At 59.9% G+C, this 19,329-nt stretch carries 11 protein-coding genes and 2 pseudogenes; 5 read left to right on the plus strand and 8 right to left on the minus strand.

Going from position 1 to position 19,329, the window contains the following annotated elements; translation table 11 throughout:
* The first annotated feature begins 4 nt into the window (after positions 1-4).
* From B2J69_RS00690 to B2J69_RS00700, 3 genes and pseudogenes are all read left to right on the plus strand, one after another.
* Positions 5-1,218, plus strand: a pseudogene (locus tag B2J69_RS00690) (PP2C family protein-serine/threonine phosphatase).
* A gap of 13 nt (positions 1,219-1,231) precedes the next feature.
* The gene (locus tag B2J69_RS00695) at positions 1,232-1,573 is read left to right on the plus strand and encodes an STAS domain-containing protein (protein ID WP_081134854.1); all 342 of its coding nucleotides are present in this window, start codon (positions 1,232-1,234) and stop codon (positions 1,571-1,573) included.
* Positions 1,574-1,576: 3 nt separating this feature from the next.
* On the plus strand, positions 1,577-2,014 hold the full coding sequence (locus B2J69_RS00700) for an ATP-binding protein (RefSeq protein ID WP_081134857.1): 438 nt from the start codon (positions 1,577-1,579) through the stop codon (positions 2,012-2,014).
* Here the strand turns inward: B2J69_RS00700 and B2J69_RS00705 are convergent.
* From B2J69_RS00705 to ascF, 3 genes are all read right to left on the minus strand, one after another.
* Complete coding sequence (locus B2J69_RS00705; protein WP_081134860.1) at positions 2,011-3,186, minus strand: alpha/beta hydrolase-fold protein; 1,176 nt, start codon at positions 3,184-3,186, stop codon at positions 2,011-2,013. The genes B2J69_RS00700 and B2J69_RS00705 overlap by 4 nt on opposite strands.
* A 95-nt stretch (positions 3,187-3,281) precedes the next feature.
* Positions 3,282-4,715: a 6-phospho-beta-glucosidase gene (locus tag B2J69_RS00710; RefSeq protein WP_081134863.1), complete on the minus strand. Its 1,434-nt coding sequence runs from the start codon at positions 4,713-4,715 to the stop codon at positions 3,282-3,284.
* Between the two features lie 8 nt (positions 4,716-4,723).
* A complete protein-coding gene (gene ascF, locus B2J69_RS00715) occupies positions 4,724-6,175 on the minus strand; it encodes a PTS cellobiose/arbutin/salicin transporter subunit IIBC (protein ID WP_081134866.1) in 1,452 nt (483 codons plus the stop codon).
* A 265-nt stretch (positions 6,176-6,440) separates the two neighbouring features.
* Here ascF and B2J69_RS00720 point away from each other — a divergent pair, with 265 nt between their 5' ends.
* Positions 6,441-7,457 (plus strand): LacI family DNA-binding transcriptional regulator, encoded by a 1,017-nt coding sequence (locus B2J69_RS00720; protein WP_081134869.1) that lies wholly within the window; start codon positions 6,441-6,443, stop codon positions 7,455-7,457.
* Here the strand turns inward: B2J69_RS00720 and B2J69_RS00725 are convergent.
* Positions 7,454-8,470 (minus strand): lipoate--protein ligase A, encoded by a 1,017-nt coding sequence (locus tag B2J69_RS00725; RefSeq protein ID WP_081134871.1) that lies wholly within the window; start codon positions 8,468-8,470, stop codon positions 7,454-7,456. The two genes, B2J69_RS00720 and B2J69_RS00725, sit on opposite strands and share 4 nt — an antisense overlap.
* Positions 8,471-8,625: 155 nt before the next feature.
* Here B2J69_RS00725 and eptA point away from each other — a divergent pair, with 155 nt between their 5' ends.
* Positions 8,626-10,260: a phosphoethanolamine transferase EptA gene (gene eptA, locus B2J69_RS00730; protein WP_081134874.1), complete on the plus strand. Its 1,635-nt coding sequence runs from the start codon at positions 8,626-8,628 to the stop codon at positions 10,258-10,260.
* Between the two features lie 34 nt (positions 10,261-10,294).
* Here the strand turns inward: eptA and ascB are convergent, their stop codons facing one another.
* From ascB to B2J69_RS00750, 4 genes and pseudogenes are all read right to left on the minus strand, one after another.
* Positions 10,295-11,692: a 6-phospho-beta-glucosidase gene (gene ascB, locus B2J69_RS00735; RefSeq protein ID WP_081134876.1), complete on the minus strand. Its 1,398-nt coding sequence runs from the start codon at positions 11,690-11,692 to the stop codon at positions 10,295-10,297.
* Positions 11,693-11,739: 47 nt separating this feature from the next.
* Positions 11,740-13,101: pseudogene (locus B2J69_RS00740) on the minus strand (PTS transporter subunit EIIC); the annotation flags it as partial.
* A gap of 716 nt (positions 13,102-13,817) precedes the next feature.
* Entirely contained in the window at positions 13,818-14,918 is a 1,101-nt protein-coding gene (locus B2J69_RS00745) for an NADH:flavin oxidoreductase/NADH oxidase (protein WP_081134882.1), read from the minus strand.
* 335 nt (positions 14,919-15,253) lie between these two features.
* Positions 15,254-19,009 (minus strand): NAD(P)-binding protein, encoded by a 3,756-nt coding sequence (locus tag B2J69_RS00750; RefSeq protein ID WP_081134884.1) that lies wholly within the window; start codon positions 19,007-19,009, stop codon positions 15,254-15,256.
* Positions 19,010-19,329: the final 320 nt, after the last annotated feature.

Consider the following 19,329-nt stretch of genomic DNA (forward strand, 5'->3'; position numbering starts at 1 on the left):
TTCTATGGCCGACCTTCAACCTCAATCCGTTTTAATCGTCGATGACGCGCTGCTCTACCGTCGGCTGCTGGCCGGCCTGCTGAGTCAGTGGGGCTATCAGGTTTTCGAAGCGGAAAATGGCGAGCAGGCGCTGGCGCTGCTGGCGCAGGAGACGGTAAGCCTGGTGATCAGCGACTGGGAGATGCCGGTGATGGACGGCCTGACGCTCTGCAGCGAAATCCGTCAGCAGGTGCAGGATCGCTATATCTACGTCATCGTCTTAACCGCGCGCGACAGCGTCGAGGATCTGCGCGTCGGCTTTGCCGCCGGCGCGGATGACTTTTTACGCAAGCCGGTCAATCAGGTGGAACTGCAGGCGCGGCTGCACGCGGGCGAGCGCATCCTGCGCCTGGAGGCGTCGCTGGCGAGTAAAAACCGCCACCTCAGCGAAGCACTAACGCAAATCGAGCAGGATTTGCAGGCGGCGGCCACGCTGCAGCGCAGCATTTTGCCGCCGCACCATCTGCGCCAGGGCGACTATTTCGCCGACTGGCTGTTTATGCCCTCCGCCTGGGTCTCCGGCGATCTGTTTCACCTTTTCCCGCTGGATGACAAAGCGGTCGGCTTTTACAGCGTCGACGTCGCCGGGCATGGGGTTACGGCGGCGATGATGTCGGTGGCGGTGGCGCGTCAGTTCCTGCATGGCCGCACCGTAGATCCCTCCTGTTTGACGGCGAGGCGATCACGCCGCCGGCGCAGGTGGTACGCATTCTGAACCAGCGCTTTTGCGCCCAGCATCCCGAAGTCACCAGCTATTTCACTATGGTTTACGGCGTGATCGATCGCCACAGCGGCGAAGGACGGCTCTGTCAGGCGGGGCATCCCACGCCGTTTATCGTAAGCGCCGCGGGCGAGGCGCGCGCAGTCGGCGAGGGCGGCTCGCCGGTCGGCTTGCTCGATCATCTCGACTGGGAGGAGAGCGCGTTTCATCTGGCGCCTGGCGAGCGGCTCTGTCTCTACAGCGACGGCATCAGTGAATGCGAAAATGCAGAGCAGCAGATGTTCGGCGCCGCACGGCTGGAAGCCTTAGTGGCGTCGCAGCAGGCGCAGCCGCTGGAAACGCTGCTGGCGACAGTGGAAGCGGCGCTAAATCAGTGGCGCGGCGCGGCCTCAGGTGAAGCCGCCCCGGCGCCGGACGATATCTCTCTGCTGGTGATTGAACGCCAGCAGGGCTTATAACGGGAGAAGCAAGATGAAGTTAGAAACTGAAAAGATCGACCAGGCCACTATTTTAACGCCGGTGGTGCGGCGGCTCGACGCCTCGGTGGCGCTGCGCTTTAAAGAGGCGGTCGCCGAGGTGATCCAGCAGGGCGAGAGCAGGCTGATCCTCGACTTTTCGCGGGTGGATTTTATCGACAGTAGCTGCCTGGGCGCGCTGATATCGCTGTTGAAAACGCTGAGCGGCAAAGGGCAACTGGTGCTCTGCTCGCTGAACAGCAATATCAAGGCGATGTTTTCCCTCACCCGTATGGATCGGGTGTTCACCCTGTGCGGCGATCGCAGCGAGGCGCTGGCGATAGTAAACGGAGGATGATCTATGACCGAGCACGCCCAGGAGAGAGAGCTGCGACTGCCCGCGACCATTAACAGCCTGACCACGCTCGGCAACGCGCTGCGTCAGTTCCTGGCAGCGCTGCAGGTTAACGAAGCCTGGACCTATCCGCTCGATCTCGCCCTGTGCGAGGCGGCGAGCAATATTATTCGTCACGGCTACCATGACGATCCCGCCGCGCACTATCGGGTGCGTTTTCGCCACGACGGCGGCGCGGTCACGGTGGACCTCTATGACAGCGGCGTGCCGGTGCCGGAGGAGAAGCGGCAGCCCCCGGCTATCGATCCCGATGCGCCGATTGACCTCGAGAGCCTGAGCGAGGGCGGCCGCGGCATGCAACTGATCTTCTCGGGTGTCGATCGGGTCAGCTATCGTCAGGGCGAGGACGAAAATCAGCTGACCCTGGTGAAAAACCTGCCCTAATCCTTTGGCCGAAACAGCTTCTGCACGAAGTCGATATAGGCCGGACGCCAGACATCCATCTCATGCCCCAGTTTGGGGTAGGGATGCCATTCGTTGTGGATGCCTGACTGATCAAGCTGCGCCTTTAGCCCGGTCATATCCCGGCCGGTGATAATATCCTCTTCGCCACTCACCAGCGTCAGCAGCCTGAGCTGCCGGTTGATCGCCGCCGGCTTTTTCAGCTGCGCCGCCACGCGAAAATCGGGCACCGTCTCGGTGGTGACGCCGCTGAAAATGCCCAGCCAGGCGAACTTATCCAGATGGCGCATGCCGCTCACCAGCGCCTGATAGCCGCCCTGTGACAGCCCCGCCAGCGCCTGGCCTTCCGCCTCTTTACGCACCGCATAGCGTGCGGCGATCAGCGGCATAATCTCCTGCGTCAGCTCTTTATCCGCCGCCAGCGCATTGCGCGGATAGAAGGTGTCGCGCCGGGTCGCCGGGGCGAAGCTTTCGGGAATGGCCCCTTCAGCGTCGGTTTCGGTATCGGGCATCACCACCAGCATCGGCACAATTTTCCCCTCGGCGAGCAGGTTATCCATAATCTGCGGCACCCGTCCCTGAACCGGCGCCGAGAGGGCGGTATCGCCGAAGCCGTGATAGTAGTAGAGCACCGGCAGCGGCGGCGAGTCGGCGCGCGTGCCGGGCGGCACCCAGACCGACAGCTGCCGCTCGCGATTGAGCGACGGCGAGTGGTAACTCAGGGTATGGATTTCGCCGTGCGGCACGTTGCGTTCATCCAGCAGGCTGCCCGGCACCAGAATCAGGCTGGTATTGACCTGACGCTGCGGTTTTGCCTGGGCGCTGCCGGTGTCGACGCTGCGAAAGCCATCTACGTTGAAGAAGTATTCATATAAGCTGGGCTGCATCGGTTCGCTGACAAAGGACCAGATGCCGCGTTCGTCTTTGGTCATGGGATGGGAGACGTAGCGATCCGGCGTCGGGCCGGTCACCACCTCGACCGCTTTGGCGGCGGGCGCCCATAACTGCCACGTAATCGTATTGTTAGCGTTTACGCGGCTGATATATTGCTCAGGCGGCAGGGTGTCGGGCGGACGTTGGGGAAGCGGGATCGCCAGCAGCGATTGACTCCAGACCGCCAGGCTCAGCCCCAGCATACGGCAGCGAAAATTCATCAGCTTTCCTTATCAGAACAGAGGTCTGCTAAGTGTGGCATACGCGGCAAAAAAAGGCGTGGCCGCGCGTGAATTTTGCTGCCTCTCTGGCCGCTTTATGCGCCTAGATCGCGCCCGTTGCTGGCGATCACTTTTTTATACCACCAGAACGATTTTTTGCGCGAGCGCGCCAGGCTGCCGCGCCCGAGATCGTCGCGGTCGACATAGACAAAGCCGTAGCGTTTGCTCATTTCGCCGGTTGAGGCGGCAACCAGATCGATACAGCCCCAGGTGGTGTAGCCCATCACCGGCACGCCGTCGTCGATCGCCTGCGCCATCGCCCGAATATGCTCGCGCAGATAGCTGATGCGATAGTCGTCGTTAATGCTGCCGTCCGCCTCGACCTTATCCTGCGCGCCCAGCCCGTTCTCCACCAGAAACAGCGGTTTCTGATAGCGGTCATACATCATATTCATGGTGATGCGCAGCCCCAGCGGATCGATGCCCCAGCCCCAGTCGCTGCGTTTAATGTGCGGGTTGGTCAGGGATTTCACCACGTTGGCGGCGCTGCTGTTCTGCTCGTTCATCTCCGCCGAGGCGCAGCGCGACGCGTAGTAGCTGAACGACACGAAATCGACGCTGTGTTTTAGGATCTCGGCGTCCTGATCCGCCATCTCAAGGGTGACGCCCTTTTCACGGAACAGGCGGGCGGCATAGGCGGGATAGGCGCCGCGCGCCTGTACGTCGATAAAGAACAGGTTCTCGCGATCTTTCTCCAGCGCCGCCCAGACATCTTCCGGCTTGCAGGACCAGGGATAGAAGTTGCCGCCCGCCAGCATGCAGCCGACCTGGTTAGCTGGATTGACCTCATGGGCGATGCGGGTGGCCAGCGCGCTGGCCACCAGTTCATGATGCGCCGCCTGATACTTTACCTGATGCTGGTTTTCGCCCTCTTCAAACACCAGCCCGGCGCCGGAGAAGGGGCTGTGCAGCAGAATGTTGATCTCGTTGAAGGTCAGCCAGTACTTCACCAGTCCGTCGAAGGCTTCAAAGCAGGTACGGGCATAGCGCGCGAAAAAGTCGACCATTTTGCGGTTGCGCCACGAGCCATACTCCACTACCAGATGCATCGGCACGTCGAAGTGACAGAGCGTGACCAGCGGCTCGATGCCGTACTTTTTACACTCTTCGAACAGGCTGCGGTAAAAGGCGATGCCCTCGGCGTTTGGCTGCGGCTCGTCGCCGCGCGGAAAGAGGCGGCTCCAGGCGATCGAGGTGCGGAACACCGTAAAACCCATCTCCGCCATCAGGGCGATATCCTCTTTATAGCGATGATAAAAATCGATCGCCTCATGGCTCGGATAGTATTCGTCGTCGCGCAGGCTAAAACGCTTCTCTAATCCCAGCTTCACCGGCATGCGTGCCGCGCCGTGCGGGATCATATCTACCGTGGTCAGGCCTTTGCCGCCTTCGCGATAGCCGCCTTCCGCCTGATTCGCGGCCAGTGCGCCACCCCATAAAAAACCTGCTGGAAATGTCAGATCTGACATAAAACACCTCAATGATGAACTGCTGCCTTAACGGGCTTGATCGCCTCCGGCTGCGCGGGCGAGACGACTGCCTCGGGCGCGCTTTCGGGAATATCTTCAAAGCCTAAAATCAGGGTAAGAATAAAAGAGAGCACCACGGAGAGCGCCATGACCGCTACCACCCAGACGATGCTCATGGGGTTGGCGGGATCGAAAAACTGCACGCTGGTAAACAGGCCGGGCGAGGCCATCGAGTGGCTGGCCAGCCCGCCGACGCCGGCGACCGCACCGCAGATAAAGCCGCTGATCAGGCAGGCGATCAGCGGCCGCTTCAGGCGCACCGCCACACCGTAGAGCGCGGGCTCCGAGATGCCGGCGACGATGGCGGAGGCGGCAGCGGCGAGGGCGGTCTGACGCAGCTCGCGGTTTTTGGTTTTAAAGGCGACCGCCAGCGACGAGCCGCCGAGCGACAGGTTGGCGCCGATTTCTGACGGCATCACCATGCCCTCTTTGCCGCTTTCGGCGATGGTCTGAATAATGGTCGGGGTAAAGACGCGGTGCATGCCGGTCATTACCAGCAGCGGCCACAGGGCGCCCATAATCGCCACCGACAGCCAGCCCAGATAGCCGTGCACGGTGTAGACCAGCGCAGAGATGCCGCTGCCGATCCAGATCCCCAGCGGGCCAATCAGCAGAATGGCGATCGGCGCGGCCACCAGCACAATCAGCATCGGCTTAAGGAAGTTTTTCGTCACCGCCGGCGTAATGCGGTCGATGATGCGCTCGATATGCGAGAGGATCCAGGTCATCACCAGCGCCGGGATCACCGTGTAGGTATACTTCACCGGCGTGACGGGGATCGAGAAGAAGTCGACCGCCTGACCCTGCGCCGCTTTCGCCATCAGATCGATAAAGCCAGGATGCAGCAGCACGCCGGCGATAGCGATAGCCAGCGACATATTGGTTTTAAACTTCAGCGCGGCGGAGGCGGCGACCATCACCGGCAGGAAGAAGAAGGCGCCGTCGCCGATCACCGTCAAAATGGTCAGCGTCGAAGAGCCTTTTGGCAGCACGCCGCTCATTTCCAGCACCATCGCCAGCAGCTTCACCATCGATCCGCCGATAATGGCGGGGATCAGCGGCGACATGGTGCCGACCAGCGCATCAAGAATGCCCGCACTGATGCTGCGCAGGGTGATTTTGCGCTTCGCCGTGGCGTCGGCGGCAGCGGGCGTGCCCAGCGCGAGAACCGCCTGATACGCTTTGCCGACGTTGTTGCCGATAATAACCTGGCACTGCGTCTCGTTGTGCACCACGCCCATTACGCCGGGCAGCGCTTTGATCGCCGTGCTGTTTACCTGCGCGGGATCGTTGACCACAAAGCGCAGGCGAGTCATGCAGTGGGTCACCGCCTTAATATTTTGCATACCGCCCAGCGACTGAACGATGGCGCGAGAGACTTCCTCGTAGGGATTAGGCATAGTTTTGCGTCTCTGTTGTGATGAGTGAAGAATGACCGGCGGCGCGCTGTGGTAGGGACAGAGGCCGCGCCGTTTTATCCTGAGAAATGAAACGGCGTAGGAAACCGGTTTCACAAAATCATGAACAGTTGCAAAATTGATAACAAGACCCCGAAAGTGGATATTTTTCAAACTGTGATTTTCATCACTTACAGAAATCAGGCCTGCCACAGCAGCGCGCAGGTTGAGTAGACTGCACAGCGGATTGAAGGAGAAGGGAAAAGCGATGGCCACCATACTTGAGGTCGCAAAAAAAGCGGGCGTGTCGAAAGCGACGGTTTCCAGGGTGCTGTCCGGCAACGGCTACGTCAGCCAGCAGACGCGGGAGAAGGTGATGCAGGCCGTGGCCGAAACCGACTTTCGTCCCAATTTGCTGGCGCGCAATCTGTCGGTGAAATCGACCCAGACCATCGGGCTGGTGGTGACCAACACGCTCTACAGCGGCAACTACTTCTCCGAGCTGATGTCCCACTCCGCGCGCATGCTGGAGCAGCAGGGCCGCCAGCTTATTCTGGCCGACGGCAAGCACAGCGCGGCGCAGGAGCGGGCGGCGATCGATTTTCTGCTCGACATGCGCTGCGACGGCATCATCATCTACCCGCGCTTTCTCACCGTCGACGAGATGGATGAAATCATCGCGCAGCATAAACAGCCGGTGCTGGTGGTCAATCGCCGGCTGCGTCAGCATCACAGCTACTGCATCTACGCCGATCAGAAGCAGATCAGCGCCATGGCGGTCAGATCGTTAATCGATCTCGGGCATCGGGAGATCGGTTTTATTACCGGCTCGCTCGACTCGCCCACTGGCCTGGAGCGCCTTGCCGGCTATAAAGCCGCGCTTGAGGAAGGCGGCATCCCGCTGCGCGACGCGCTGATCGCCGAAGGGAAGTGGCACGCGCAGAGCGGCGCGCAGGGCGCAGCGGCGCTGCTCGAACGCGGTTGCGACTTTAGCGCGCTGGTCGCCAGCAACGATGAGATGGCCATCGGCGCGATGCGTCATCTCGCCACGGCGAAGATCGCGGTGCCGCAGCAGATTTCAGTGCTCGGCTTTGACGATATTCCGCTCGCGCCCTTTACCGTGCCCGCGCTCTCCAGCGTGAAAATCCCGGTCACCGCAATGATCCAGGAGGCGATCGCGCGGCTGCTGGCGATGCTGGACGGCGGACGCTGGCAGGAAGCGGACGCCTTTGCCGCCAGCCTGATGCTGCGTGAGTCGGTGGCGTCCGGCCCCTTTGCGCGCTAGCTGACGCTGGCGGTCAGCCAGCTTTTCAGCTGCGCGAGTTCATCCTGCTGCGCGGGAAACGCCTCCTGCACGCCCTCTACCGCGGCGGCCAGCGCCTCTGGACGGTAGGCGACGCCCTGAAGCGCCAGCGCCAGCGCTTCCAGCGGCGTAGGATGCAGGCTGTCGCTGAAGATCTGACAGCGGCTGATAACGCCGCGCTCGACGTCAAAATGGATCTCGACGCCGCCCCAGGCAAAGCGGGTATCCAGCAGATGGGAAAAATCGGGCGAGCGACCGAAATTCCACTCCCAGCTGCTCTGCCGCGCAAACTGCTCCGCAAAGCCGGGCAGATCGGGCAGCGCCTCCGGCGAAATGCGTTCCGGCTCGCAGCGCGTCTGATAGTAATCAAAAAACGCTTCCGTGACAGCGTCACAAATCGCCGCGTAGCTTATGTCGGGTTGCAGCTCGACCAGGTTGGCCACGCGCGAGCGCACCGAGCTAATGCCTTTGGTCTGCAGCTTTTTGATGTCCGGGTTAAGATAATTCGCCAGCCGCGACAGGTCGGCGTTGATCAGAAAGGTGCCGTGATGAAAGCCGCGATCGGGCGTCTCATGATAGGCGGAGCCGGAAATCTTGCGCACCTCGTCGCCACGCGCCACCACGATATCGTTGCGCCCGGACGCTTGCGCCTCAATGCCCAGCGCGCTCAGCGCGCTCAGAATAATGTTGGTCGAGACGCTCTTGTCATACTCCGGCTTGCCCGCCATAAAGGTAAAACAGCTGTTGCCGAGATCGTGAAATACCGCGCCGCCGCCGCTGCTGCGGCGCGCCAGCTTGATGCCGTCCTGCGCCATGCGCCGCGTATTGCACTCTTTCCAGGGGTTTTGCGCCCGGCCAATCACCACCGTTTCAGCATTGCGCCAGAGAAACAGCACCTTCTGCGTGGCGGGCATCTGCCGATAGATGCACTCCTCGACGGCGAGGTTAAACCAGGGGTCGTTTGATTCTGAAAGCAGTAAACGCAGCGTGGTCATCCTTTCTCCTGAGACATTCAGCACAGCGGGTCGGCTAGTGTAGCGCGCGCTGCCCACGGCGATATGATAGCGCGTGCTCTGATTACCCTGGCTTAAGGTTTCCCTAAAGTTACGGCGTCATGCTGAGCGCTCCTGTTAACAGATGGACTGCACGCATGTTTTTCCCGCTCAATAAAAGACCGACCCTGAGTCGGCTCTCTTTTCTGCTGCTGTTTTCGGTGTATATCGCGATCTTTCTTAACCTGGCGTTTTATCACCAGGTGATTGCCGCCCTGCCGCTGGATAACCTGCGCAACGGGCTGGTGTTTCTTTCCATGCCGCTGGTGGCGGTTTCCGTTATCAATATTGTGGTGACGGTAGCCTCGTTTCTCCTGCTCGACCGGCTGGTTATCGCGCTGTTTGTTCTGGTCTCCGCCGCCGCGCAATACTTTATCTGGAATTTTGGCGTGGTAATCGATCGCTCGATGCTGGTCAATATTCTTGATACCACGCCAGCCGAAAGCTTCGCCCTGATGACGCCGCAGCTGGTGCTCACGCTGCTGCTGTCCGGCGTCGTAATGGCGGCCGTGGCGTTCTGGGTGCGTATTCGTCCCGGCACGCCGTTCTGGAAAAGCGCGGTCTACCGCATTGTCAGCGTGGCGGCGTCGATTATCTGCATTTTACTGGTGGCGTCGCTGTTCTATAAGGATTACGCCTCGCTGTTCCGCAATCAGAAAGAGCTGGTGAAGTCGCTGAGTCCCTCTAACGCCATTGTCGCCACGCTCTCCTGGTACAAACACAACCAGACGCAAGATCTGCCGCTGGTGAAAATGGGCGAAGACGCGCACCTGGCGCCCGCCATGCAGCACGGCAAAAAAAATCTGACCATTTTGATCGTCGGCGAAACCTCACGCGCGGCGGATTTTTCGCTGTCGGGCTATAGCCGTGACACCAATCCGCTGCTGGCGAAGGACGACGTCGCCTATTTCCCGCATACCGCTTCCTGCGGCACGGCGACCGCGGTGTCGGTGCCCTGTATGTTCTCCGGCATGCCGCGCGCGCGCTATGACGACGCGCTCGCCAGCCATCAGGAAGGGCTGCTGGACGTGATCCAGCGCGCCGGGGTGAAGGTGCTGTGGAACGAAAACGACGGCGGCTGTAAGGGCGCCTGCGATCGCGTGCCGCATCAGGATATGACCAGTCTGAACCTGCCGGGCATGTGTATTAAAGGCGAGTGCTACGACGAGGTGCTGTTTCACGGGCTGGAGCAGTATATTCAGCAGCTGCAGGGCAACGGTGTAATTGTGCTGCACACCATCGGCAGCCACGGGCCGACCTACTACAACCGCTATCCGCCGCAGTTCCGCCGCTTTACGCCGACCTGTGACACCAACCAGATCCAGGACTGTACACAACAGCAGCTGGTAAACACCTATGACAATACGCTGCTCTATGTCGACTACATTGTTGATAAGGCGATTAAGCTGCTGCAGGCGCACCAGGATCAGTTTACCACTAGCCTGGTTTATCTCTCCGATCACGGCGAATCGCTGGGCGAGAACGGCACCTATCTGCACGGCATGCCTTACGCCATCGCGCCGGAGGTGCAGAAGCATGTGCCAATGCTGATCTGGCTGTCGCCTGACTACCAGTCGCGCTATGGCGTCAATAAAAGCTGTCTCGACAAGCTGGCGGCGCAGGATAACTTCTCGCAGGATAACCTTTTCTCCACCATGCTGGGGCTGACCGGTACGCTAACCCGCGTCTATCAGCAGCAGGATGATATTCTGACCTCGTGCCGCAAAGGCTAAAAGGCGAAAGCCCTGCACGCGCAGGGCTTTTTTCTTAGCGCTTCAGCGTCGCGCCGCGGCTGTTTATCACGTCGCGATACCAGTAAAAACTCTTTTTGCGCCGGCGAGCCAGCGTGCCAGAGCCGTCCTGCTGACGGTCCACATAGATAAAACCGTAGCGTTTGCTCATCTCCGCCTTAGAGGCGCTGACCAGATCGATCGGCCCCCAGTAGGTATATCCCAGCACCTCGACGCCGTCGTTGATCGCTTCCCACACCTGCACCAGATGATCGTTGATATAGCGGATGCGGTAGTCGTCATGGATATGGCCGTCGCAGTCCGGCCGGTCCTGCGCGCCCAGCCCGTTCTCCACGATAAACAGCGGCTTCTGATAGCGATCCCACAGCGTATTAAGCAGCGTGCGCAAACCGATGGGATCGATCTGCCAGCCCCATTCTGAGCTGGACAGATGCGGGTTCGGCACCATATCGAGAATATTGCCGCGCCGTTTTTGCGCCTCGCTGGCGTCGGCCGTGGCGCAGCCGGACATGTAGTAGCTAAAGGAGACGAAGTCGACGGTGTAGCGCAGCGCGACGGCGTCCGACGGCTCGGTCTGCAGGCTGATGCCCTGTTCGCGGAAGTAGCGCTTCATATAGCCAGGATAGTCGCCGCGGCACTGCACATCGCCGAAGAAGAGCCAGCGACGGTTCTCCTGCAGGGCGGCGAAAACATCTTCTGGTTTGCAGCTGAGCGGGTAGAGCAGGCCGCCAAGCAGCATATTGCCGATGCGGCCCTGGGGAATAAGCGAGTGGCACGCTTTGACCGCCAGTCCGCTGGCGACCAGCTGATGATGGATGGCCTGGTAAATCTCCGTCGGCGAGGGATCGTTCTCCAGCCCGACGCCGGTCAGCGGCGCGTGCAGAGACATATTGATCTCGTTGAAGGTCAGCCAGAGTTTGACCTTGTGGCGATAGCGCGAAAACACGGCGCGGGCATAGCGCTCAAAGAAGCCGATAACCTGGCGGTTAGCCCAGCCGCCATAGTTTTTCACCAGTCCCCACGGCATTTCATAGTGCGACAGCGTAACCAGCGGCTGAATGTTGTAGCGCGCCAGCTCGTCAAACAGCTTATCGTACCAGGCAAGGCCCGCTTCGTTAGGCAGCAGCTCGTCGCCCTGCGGAAAGATGCGCGACCAGGCGACAGAGACGCGCAGACAGGTGAAACCCATCTCGGCAAACAGCGCGATATCCTCGGGATAGCGATGATAAAAGTCGATGGCGATATCTTTAATATTAAAGTCGCCGGGCTGGCGCGCCACCACTGGCCCGAAAATCCCGGCGGGCTGCAGGTCAGAGGTCGACAGCCCTTTGCCGTCCTCCTGATAAGCGCCTTCAGCCTGGTTGGCCGCCAGCGCGCCGCCCCATAAAAAGGGGGCTGGAAACTGGATCTCCATGGTTATCTCCTCCTGTGCAGCGCTTAGCCAGCGGCGGGGCGCTGCGGCTGTGGTATGCCTGCGATCAGGGTCAGCAGGCAGGCGAAAATGAGTGAGAGCGCGGTGCCGGCGACGGCGCCCCAGACGCTGTTATCGATACCCGACGCGGGAATAACCTGCGCCAGGGTAAAGATGCTCGCCAGCCCGAACGAATAGACCTGGCTCTGGCTCAGCGCCACCACGGCGCCGCCCAGCGCGCCGCCGACGCAGCCAAAAATAAAAGGGCGCCGGGATGGCAAGGTGACGCCATAGATAGCGGGCTCGGTAATGCCGAAGATGCCCGCGACAACGCTGGAGCCTGCCAGCGCTTTCAGGCGACCGTCGCGGGTTTTAAGAAACACGCCGAGCGCCGCGCCGACCTGACCAAAGACGGCGGGCAGCAGCATGGCCATCATCGGATCCTGGCCCAGCATCGCCAGGTTGTTCATCATCAGCGGGATCAATCCCCAGTGCAGCCCGAAAATTACGCACACCTGCCACACCGCGCCGAGGATGGCGCCAGCCAGCCAGGGCGCGGCGTGATACACCAGCTGGAAGCCCTGCGCCAGCCCGTTGCCGAGCAGCGTCGCCAGCGGGCCAATGGCGAGAAAGGTGAGGGGAACGGTGACGGCAAGACAGATAAACGGCGTGAAAAAGCTTTTCACCGCCGAGGGCATGATTTTGTTGCACTGCCGCTCCAGCCAGCAGCAGAACCAGGCGGAGAGGATAATGGGGATCACCGAAGAGGCGTAGTTGATAAAGACAATCGGCAGCCCGAGAAAAGTGGCCGTTTCGCCGCTCATTGCCGCCTGAAACGCGCTCATCATGGTGGGATGAACCAGCGCGCCGCCGACCACCATGGTCACGAAGGGATTGCCGCCAAATTTCTTGCCGGCGGTGTAGCCGAGCAGCAGCGGCAGGAAATAGAACAGAGCGTCGCTGGCTGCGTAGAGTATGCGCCAGGTGCCACTGCTCTCTTCCAGCCAGCCGCTGACCTGCGCGAACGCCAGAAAACCTTTCAGCATCCCACAGGCCGCCAGCACGCCCAGAAATGGCGTAAAGATGCCGGATACCATATCGATAAAGGCGGCCAGCAGGCCCGACGTCTGCCCGCCCTCCGGCGGCGATGCGCGCTGTGCGTCGTGCAGTCCCGCCTCCTGACAGAGGGCGGCATAGACCTCAGCAACATGGCTGCCGATCACCACCTGAAACTGCCCGCCGCTTTCGACCACCATCAGAATATCAGGATGGGCTTTCAGCGCTTCTGCGTCGGCTTGAGCGCTGTCGTTGAGTTTAAAACGCAGTCGGGTGGCGCAGTGCACCAGCGCGTTAATATTTTCCTTGCCGCCGATATGGCGGAGAATTTCCTGAGAGAGTGGCTGATATTTCATTGCGATCCCCTTGTTCCATTAAGAGGTAACCACACGGGCGAGCGCAGCCCACCCTAGAATAAATCCGCTGTTAATTACTGGCGCTTATTTATCAGGAGATAAAAATAACAACTGGATGAGGTAAGGTCTATAGGTCAACAGGCTATAGCTTGATATGGCGCAATAAACAGTGCGGGCTGAGCGGCGGTGATGGGAGGTTCAGGTAAAAGATCTCTTTATTTATCAAAAAGGGGATATTCGTTATAAATAGATATAAATCAGTAATATAAAATAAACTATGGTTTTCCAGATCTATTATATGAGAGCTGGATCGCAAAAATATAAATAATAATAAAAGGATCCCGAAGTGAGTGGCGCATCAATAACCACACCAGCAAATAGAGATTAATTTAAGCAACATGAATTGCAATAATAGAATAGAACGCCGCACTTCTGAACTGATAGCGCAGCGCGATAAATAATGGCGGCTTTAAATAAGAGAAACGTTTAATTAAGGTGACAACGTCACACACAGCCGCTAGCTGCGAAACCAGATCGCTAAATAACTCACCACAACGATTGCGGTAAGGGTTAACGCCAGATATTCATCAGGATAACGGGGCAGAATCGCTTTCATTTTTTTCTCCTCAGTAACTGAGAAGAAATTTACGCTTTGCAGCTTAGAGTAACCTTAAGAAGTATTAAAACCGGCCCTGCCTGCAGGGCCGGTTGGTCGCTTAGCGGTTAGCTTTCAGCGTGCCTTTCAGGCCGTGCGGCTCGGAGCGCAGATACTGCGGCGGCGCAATCGCCTGCGCGCCCAGCTCGGCGGCAGCGTGCCACGGCCAGCGCGGATCGTAGAGCATCGCACGCGCCAGCGCCACCAGGTCGGCGGAGCCTTCCTGCAACACCGCCTCGGCGTGAGTCGGCTCGGTAATTAAACCGACGCCAATCACCGGGATTTTTACCTGCTGGCGAATATCGCGCGCAAACGGCAGCTGATAGCCCGGTCCGACGGAAATCGACTGCTGCGGCGCCAGACCGCCGCTTGAAACGTGAACGTAGTCGCCGCCCGCCGCCTCAAACGCCTGACTAAAGGCAATGGACTGTGCGTTATCCCAGCCGCCTTCAACCCAGTCGGTGGCAGAAATACGCACGCCCACAGGTATCGAGTCAGACACGGCTTCACGCACCGCGTGGAAAATTTCCAGCGGGAAGCGCATCCGGTTCTCCAGCGAACCGCCATACTCGTCGTCGCGGTGATTACTGAGCGGCGAAAGGAACTGATGCAGCAGATAGCCATGCGCGGCGTGCAGTTCGATCAGCTCAATGCCCAGCTTTTCAGCGCGCTTCGCGGTATCAACAAAAGCCTGCTTAATGCGCGCCAGATCGTCACGGCTGAGTGCCACCGGTGGACGTTCGCCTTCATGAAAGGCTTCTGCAGAGGGCGCGACGGTTTCCCAGCCGCCCTGATCGAGCGCCAGCTGTTCACCGCCCTGCCACGGCGCGGCGCAGGAGGCTTTGCGACCAGCATGACCCAGCTGAATGCCTACCGGGATGGGCGAATAAGCGCGGATATCTTCCAGTACGCTGCGCAGAGCCGCCTCGGTGTCGTCGTCCCACAGCCCCAGATCGCCTGGGGTAATACGGCCAATCGCCTCCACGGCGGTGGCTTCGATAATCAGCAGCCCCGCGCCGGAGAGCGCCAGCTGCCCCAGATGAATACGGTGCCACGCGGTGGCTTTGCCTTCACTGGCCGAATACTGACACATCGGCGCAATCACAATGCGGTTCTCCAGGGAGAGCTTGCCAATCTGCGTTGCGCTAAAGAGTTGACTCATGAATACCTCGTTTCTTTGAAATGTCCGTCTCGAAACAGAAAGTGTAATCGACTACAGACATAGCATGTGCTTAACGCAAAAAAATAGCATAAAGAGGGCGTTCAGGAGTTTACATTTGTGGCGGGTGGAGTGATCAGGCTAGATTTCTGCCGGTTAAATCGACAGCGCTACGCGAATTCTGATAAACATGCAGGGGTTGTTACCCAGCAGAATGCGCGTAGCGACGCCTGTTTTTTAAGCAACATTAAGCACCCTGGCTTCTTATAATGCCAATTATATAAAGCCAGAGCCAAAAGGCAGGACAGCAGGCGTCTGTTGCCTGCTGTCCGCTAGCGCTACGCGGTGGTTTTCCGATTTGTCAGCAGCGCCTTCACCGACTCGGCGGCGCGCTTGCCCGCAAGGAACGCGTGATCGGAATTGTAATATTCCCATTCGCTGTAGCGTCCCGACAGGTGAATGCCCTGCGTCGCCAGCCAGCTGCGGATCAGCTCGACATTTGCCTTACGCTGGTGATCGTAAACCACATAGGCGTAGGGCATATCGACCTCATTGGCGGTCAGGATCGCGTCATCCTCGCGGATAATGCCGACGCGGATACAGTCCTCAATGCAGCGCTGAATCAACGCGTCGCCCTCATAGGGCAGCGGCTGATCGGCGCGATAGCTGATTTCGCAGGTCAGGCCGAATCCGCCTTCCGGGTTGCACTCCGGGCTGGCGTTGCCCTGCAGAAAGATGCGGTGAAACAGGGTGTCGCCTGGATAGTAGATCCAGTGCTTGTCGCTCAGGTTGGCGCGCCCGATGCCCAGGTTAACGCAGCGCACCGAAACATGACGCAGCTTTGTCGCCGCTTTCTGCACCGCTTCCGGCGCGCGGTTGCCCATCAGCCGCACCAGCTCCGGCAGCGGCAGGGTGCTGATCAGCTGGTCATAGTGGAAATGACGCCCGTCTTTCAGCATGACGCTGCGCGTCTGCGGCTGCACCTCGGCGATCTCCGCATGCGTTTCCAGCGCGCACTCGAGATGCGGCAGGAAACCGTTCATCAGCGCCTGAAAACCACCGCGTTTCGGGTAGCCAAAGCGCGCATTGGGACCGACCGGTTTGGCCAGCGGCGCCAGCGCGCCGGAGATGATCTGCTGTAGATCCGGCAGCGGCACGCGGCCGCCGAGCCAGGAGGTTTCCATATCCACCAGCGGCGTTTTCCACAGCTTGCGGTTATAGGGCACCGCAAAGTGATGGGCGATGCCTTTGCCCCAGGTGCGGAAGATAAAGCTCTCGAAATCTTCGTTCATCTCCTCCGCGCCAGCAGGTTCGGTCGCTTCGTTGCCCAGCACGCCGTCGGCGCAGCAGTCGCGGCATTCGGTATTCGCGGCCTGGCGCACCGCGCTGAGCGGCGCGGCATCCTGCGAATTTGTGACGCCGTAACGTGCCTCAATGGCGCCCAGCACGCATTCGCCGATCACCTCCGCCGGCAGGCCATGCAGCGCGGACTGGAACGGATAGCGGGTAAAGACGTCATGGCTGTAGACCCATGCCTCGCGATTCTGCCAGTGCAAGTTGTCGCCCAGCAGTTTGTCATACAGCTGCAGCACGTAGGGATCGTTGGAAAACATGATGTGTCCGGCGTAATCGAAGGTAAAGCCTTTGTCTTCGATCGAGCGGCACCAGCCGCCCGGCGCGGCGTTTTTCTCCAGCACCACCGCGCCCTGACCATAGTGATAGCCTGCGCTCAGCCCGGTCGGGCCGGCGCCGAGGATCAAACATTCAATTGGACGCAGCGAGACGGCGTGCACTCGCTCGCCGCTTTCTGGCGTCAGCGCGGCGGCCACCGGCTCCGCCACGCTGTCGCGCAGGCTGGCGATATGCGCCTGCATCTGTTCCGCGGTGCGATCCCACGAGGTTTCCGCGATAATCGCCGCCATCTGCGCCGCCTGCGCGCGCCGCGCCTCATCGCTTAGCTGCAGCGCGGCTTCGCAGGCGCGGATAAAGCCTTGCGGCGTATCGGCGATGCTGACGATATCGCTGTAGTGACGCACCACATCCGGCACGGCGGTGCTGACGATGGGCAGCTGCGCCGCCATATACTCCAGCACTTTGGTCGGACTGATAAAGCGGGTCGAGGCGTTAAGCGCGAAAGGCATCAAACAGACGTCCCATCCTGCCAGGAAATGGGGCAGCGCTTCATAGGGCTGCTGACCGAACCAGTGCAGATTGCTGCGCTGCGGCAGGCTATTAGGATCGATCTTCACCACCGGGCCGACCATCGCGATCTGCCATTCAGGATGGGCGTCGGCCAGCGCGGCGATCAGCCCGATATCCATGCGCTCGTCAATCACGCCGTAATAGCCGAGGCGCGGCCCCGGCAGGTTTTCCTGCAGCGGATGGCCGTTGCTGCGGTCAAGCGCCTGCTCGAAATGGGCAGCATCCACGCTGCTGGGGAAACAGTAGACGTTTTGGTGGCGATGTTTTTTCGCCTCATACAGGCTGGTGCCGCCGGTGAAGACCACGTCGGCGCGGCTCAACAGCGCGGATTCGCGCTGCTGCAGCTGGCGCGGCGCCATCTGAAAGGCGGAAAGCTCATCCATGCAGTCGTAGATAATCGCGCTGGGGGTAAAACCGTTCAGCAGCGGCAGCGCCATCGGCGTATAGAACCACACCAGCGGCTGCTCGTCGCTTTCCAGCAGCGTCGCCAGCAGCGGCTGCAGCACGGCGATTTGGCTGTCGTGGAAGCCTGGCGCGTCAACGTCGGTGTGCGGTTCAATCACCGTGACGTTGGGCGCGGGCGAGTGCTGTCGTAAACCCGCCTCGCCGGGCTGATGCACCGGCTCCTCGATAAACAGCACGCGGTGGTGCTGAGCCAGACGCGACAGTAAATGCTGTGGACGTTGAAAGACAAAACCCCAGCGAAGATGACTAAATACCACCAAAACGGACTGTTTCATATGGAACTCCTGTGGCTCACTGGCCGGTGACAGCAAAGCGTGAAACCGGTGCAGCGAACGTTGTGATTGCCGCAAAGCCGCGGCGGTAGGCTGGTGTAACAGACGCGTAAAATCAGGGGCGACGTCCCAGAGTCCGCTGCGCGGCCAGTGCTGGGGATCTTCCCAGAGAGGGCTTTCAATAATGGGGTAAATGCAGACGCCGAGGATCGCGCAGCCCGCCAGCTGCGCCTGCGCGATCTCGGCGGTGATATGCGTCATCCAGGCGGGACGACCGCTGCCGACATGGCTGGTTTCCGCCAGCAGAATCGGGCGATGATAGCGCTGCGCCAGCTCCGTCAGCATCCTGTGCAGCGGCTTTCTGCGTGCATCGCCCAGGTGCCACGCCAGCCGCTGATTTGAATTGGCCTCCCACTGGTTGGCGTGATAGTAGTTGGCGCCGACGATATCGAGGTAGCGCGGCGCGCCGCCCAGCTCAGGTTCGCGCTGGCCGGTCAGCATATCCCAGGCCTGAAACTGCGCGGCGTTCAGCGCGGCGGTGTGCTGATAGCAGGTCTCGCTCTCTTCATCGGGAACCAGGTGAATAATGGGATCACAATGAAGAAAGCGCGCCCGCGGATCGGCGCGCCAGATGGCGTCGCAGGCCGCCAGCGTGGCGCGCACCAGCTGACGTTTGATCCTGTCTGGATCGTCGTCGCGATGGCCGCCAAACAGCCCGACCGAAAGCCCCCAGCTGAGAAACGACAGCTCGTTCATCGGCGAGTAGACCGGCGCGCGCACGTACCAGGGCGCGAGAAAGGCGGCGATACGCTGACAAAAATCAGCAAAGCGCGCGACGAACTGGCTGGAAAAAAGCGACAAATCATCCGGCCAGCCGTAGTGGCAAAATGTCCAGTTGATCTGGATGCCCAGCTGATGCGCCGCCTCCATCTTGGCGCGGATAATTGCCAGCGTGCCTGGCGGATCCGCCTCAAACTGCCGCCAGCCGATACTTTCCCGCACGCTGCGAATGCCAAAAGGCTGTAGCGCAACATAGTCGCTATGAAACTGCGTCTGGTGACCGGTCAGCGCATCCATCACCAGCGGCTGACCGGCGGTGTTGATATGGTCGGCGCCTTCGTAGCCGGCCTGCCAGAAGCTAGAAAAAGGCAACATCGCGTCCTCCCGTAATAAATCAGGATTAACAGAGTCCACGCTGGCGCGCAGGCGGGGATCTCCCCGGCATGGCAGGCAGAATGGAAAGAGCTGAGAAGAGATCAGCGTTGCTGTCGTGAAATCCGTGTCCGGAAAGAAAGGTCGGTGCGCGACTGGATAGCGCCTGGTCGCAGTAAAAGCGTTATCCCGCACGCAGAGAAGAGGAGCAATTATTAGTATCAGTGAGCAACCACTGTTGATCGAAGTATAACCACGGTTGCCTTTCTCACAACTAACTGAAGCAAAACAAAAAAGCAAAGCGGCAAGCGGCGCAGCAGGAT

This window comes from Pantoea latae, assembly GCF_002077695.1.
Taxonomy (GTDB): Bacteria; Pseudomonadota; Gammaproteobacteria; order Enterobacterales; family Enterobacteriaceae; genus Pantoea; species Pantoea latae.

Bases quoted from the DNA above. Each gene is read 5' to 3' on its own strand.
- B2J69_RS00695 (WP_081134854.1), top strand. From the start codon at position 1,232: ATGAAGTTAGAAACTGAAAAGATCGACCAGGCCACTATTTTAACGCCG.
- B2J69_RS00700 (WP_081134857.1), top strand. From the start codon at position 1,577: ATGACCGAGCACGCCCAGGAGAGAGAGCTGCGACTGCCCGCGACCATT.
- B2J69_RS00705 (WP_081134860.1), bottom strand. From the start codon at position 3,186: ATGAATTTTCGCTGCCGTATGCTGGGGCTGAGCCTGGCGGTCTGGAGT.
- B2J69_RS00710 (WP_081134863.1), bottom strand. From the start codon at position 4,715: ATGTCAGATCTGACATTTCCAGCAGGTTTTTTATGGGGTGGCGCACTG.
- ascF (WP_081134866.1), bottom strand. From the start codon at position 6,175: ATGCCTAATCCCTACGAGGAAGTCTCTCGCGCCATCGTTCAGTCGCTG.
- B2J69_RS00720 (WP_081134869.1), top strand. From the start codon at position 6,441: ATGGCCACCATACTTGAGGTCGCAAAAAAAGCGGGCGTGTCGAAAGCG.
- B2J69_RS00725 (WP_081134871.1), bottom strand. From the start codon at position 8,470: ATGACCACGCTGCGTTTACTGCTTTCAGAATCAAACGACCCCTGGTTT.
- eptA (WP_081134874.1), top strand. From the start codon at position 8,626: ATGTTTTTCCCGCTCAATAAAAGACCGACCCTGAGTCGGCTCTCTTTT.
- ascB (WP_081134876.1), bottom strand. From the start codon at position 11,692: ATGGAGATCCAGTTTCCAGCCCCCTTTTTATGGGGCGGCGCGCTGGCG.
- B2J69_RS00745 (WP_081134882.1), bottom strand. From the start codon at position 14,918: ATGAGTCAACTCTTTAGCGCAACGCAGATTGGCAAGCTCTCCCTGGAG.
- B2J69_RS00750 (WP_081134884.1), bottom strand. From the start codon at position 19,009: ATGTTGCCTTTTTCTAGCTTCTGGCAGGCCGGCTACGAAGGCGCCGAC.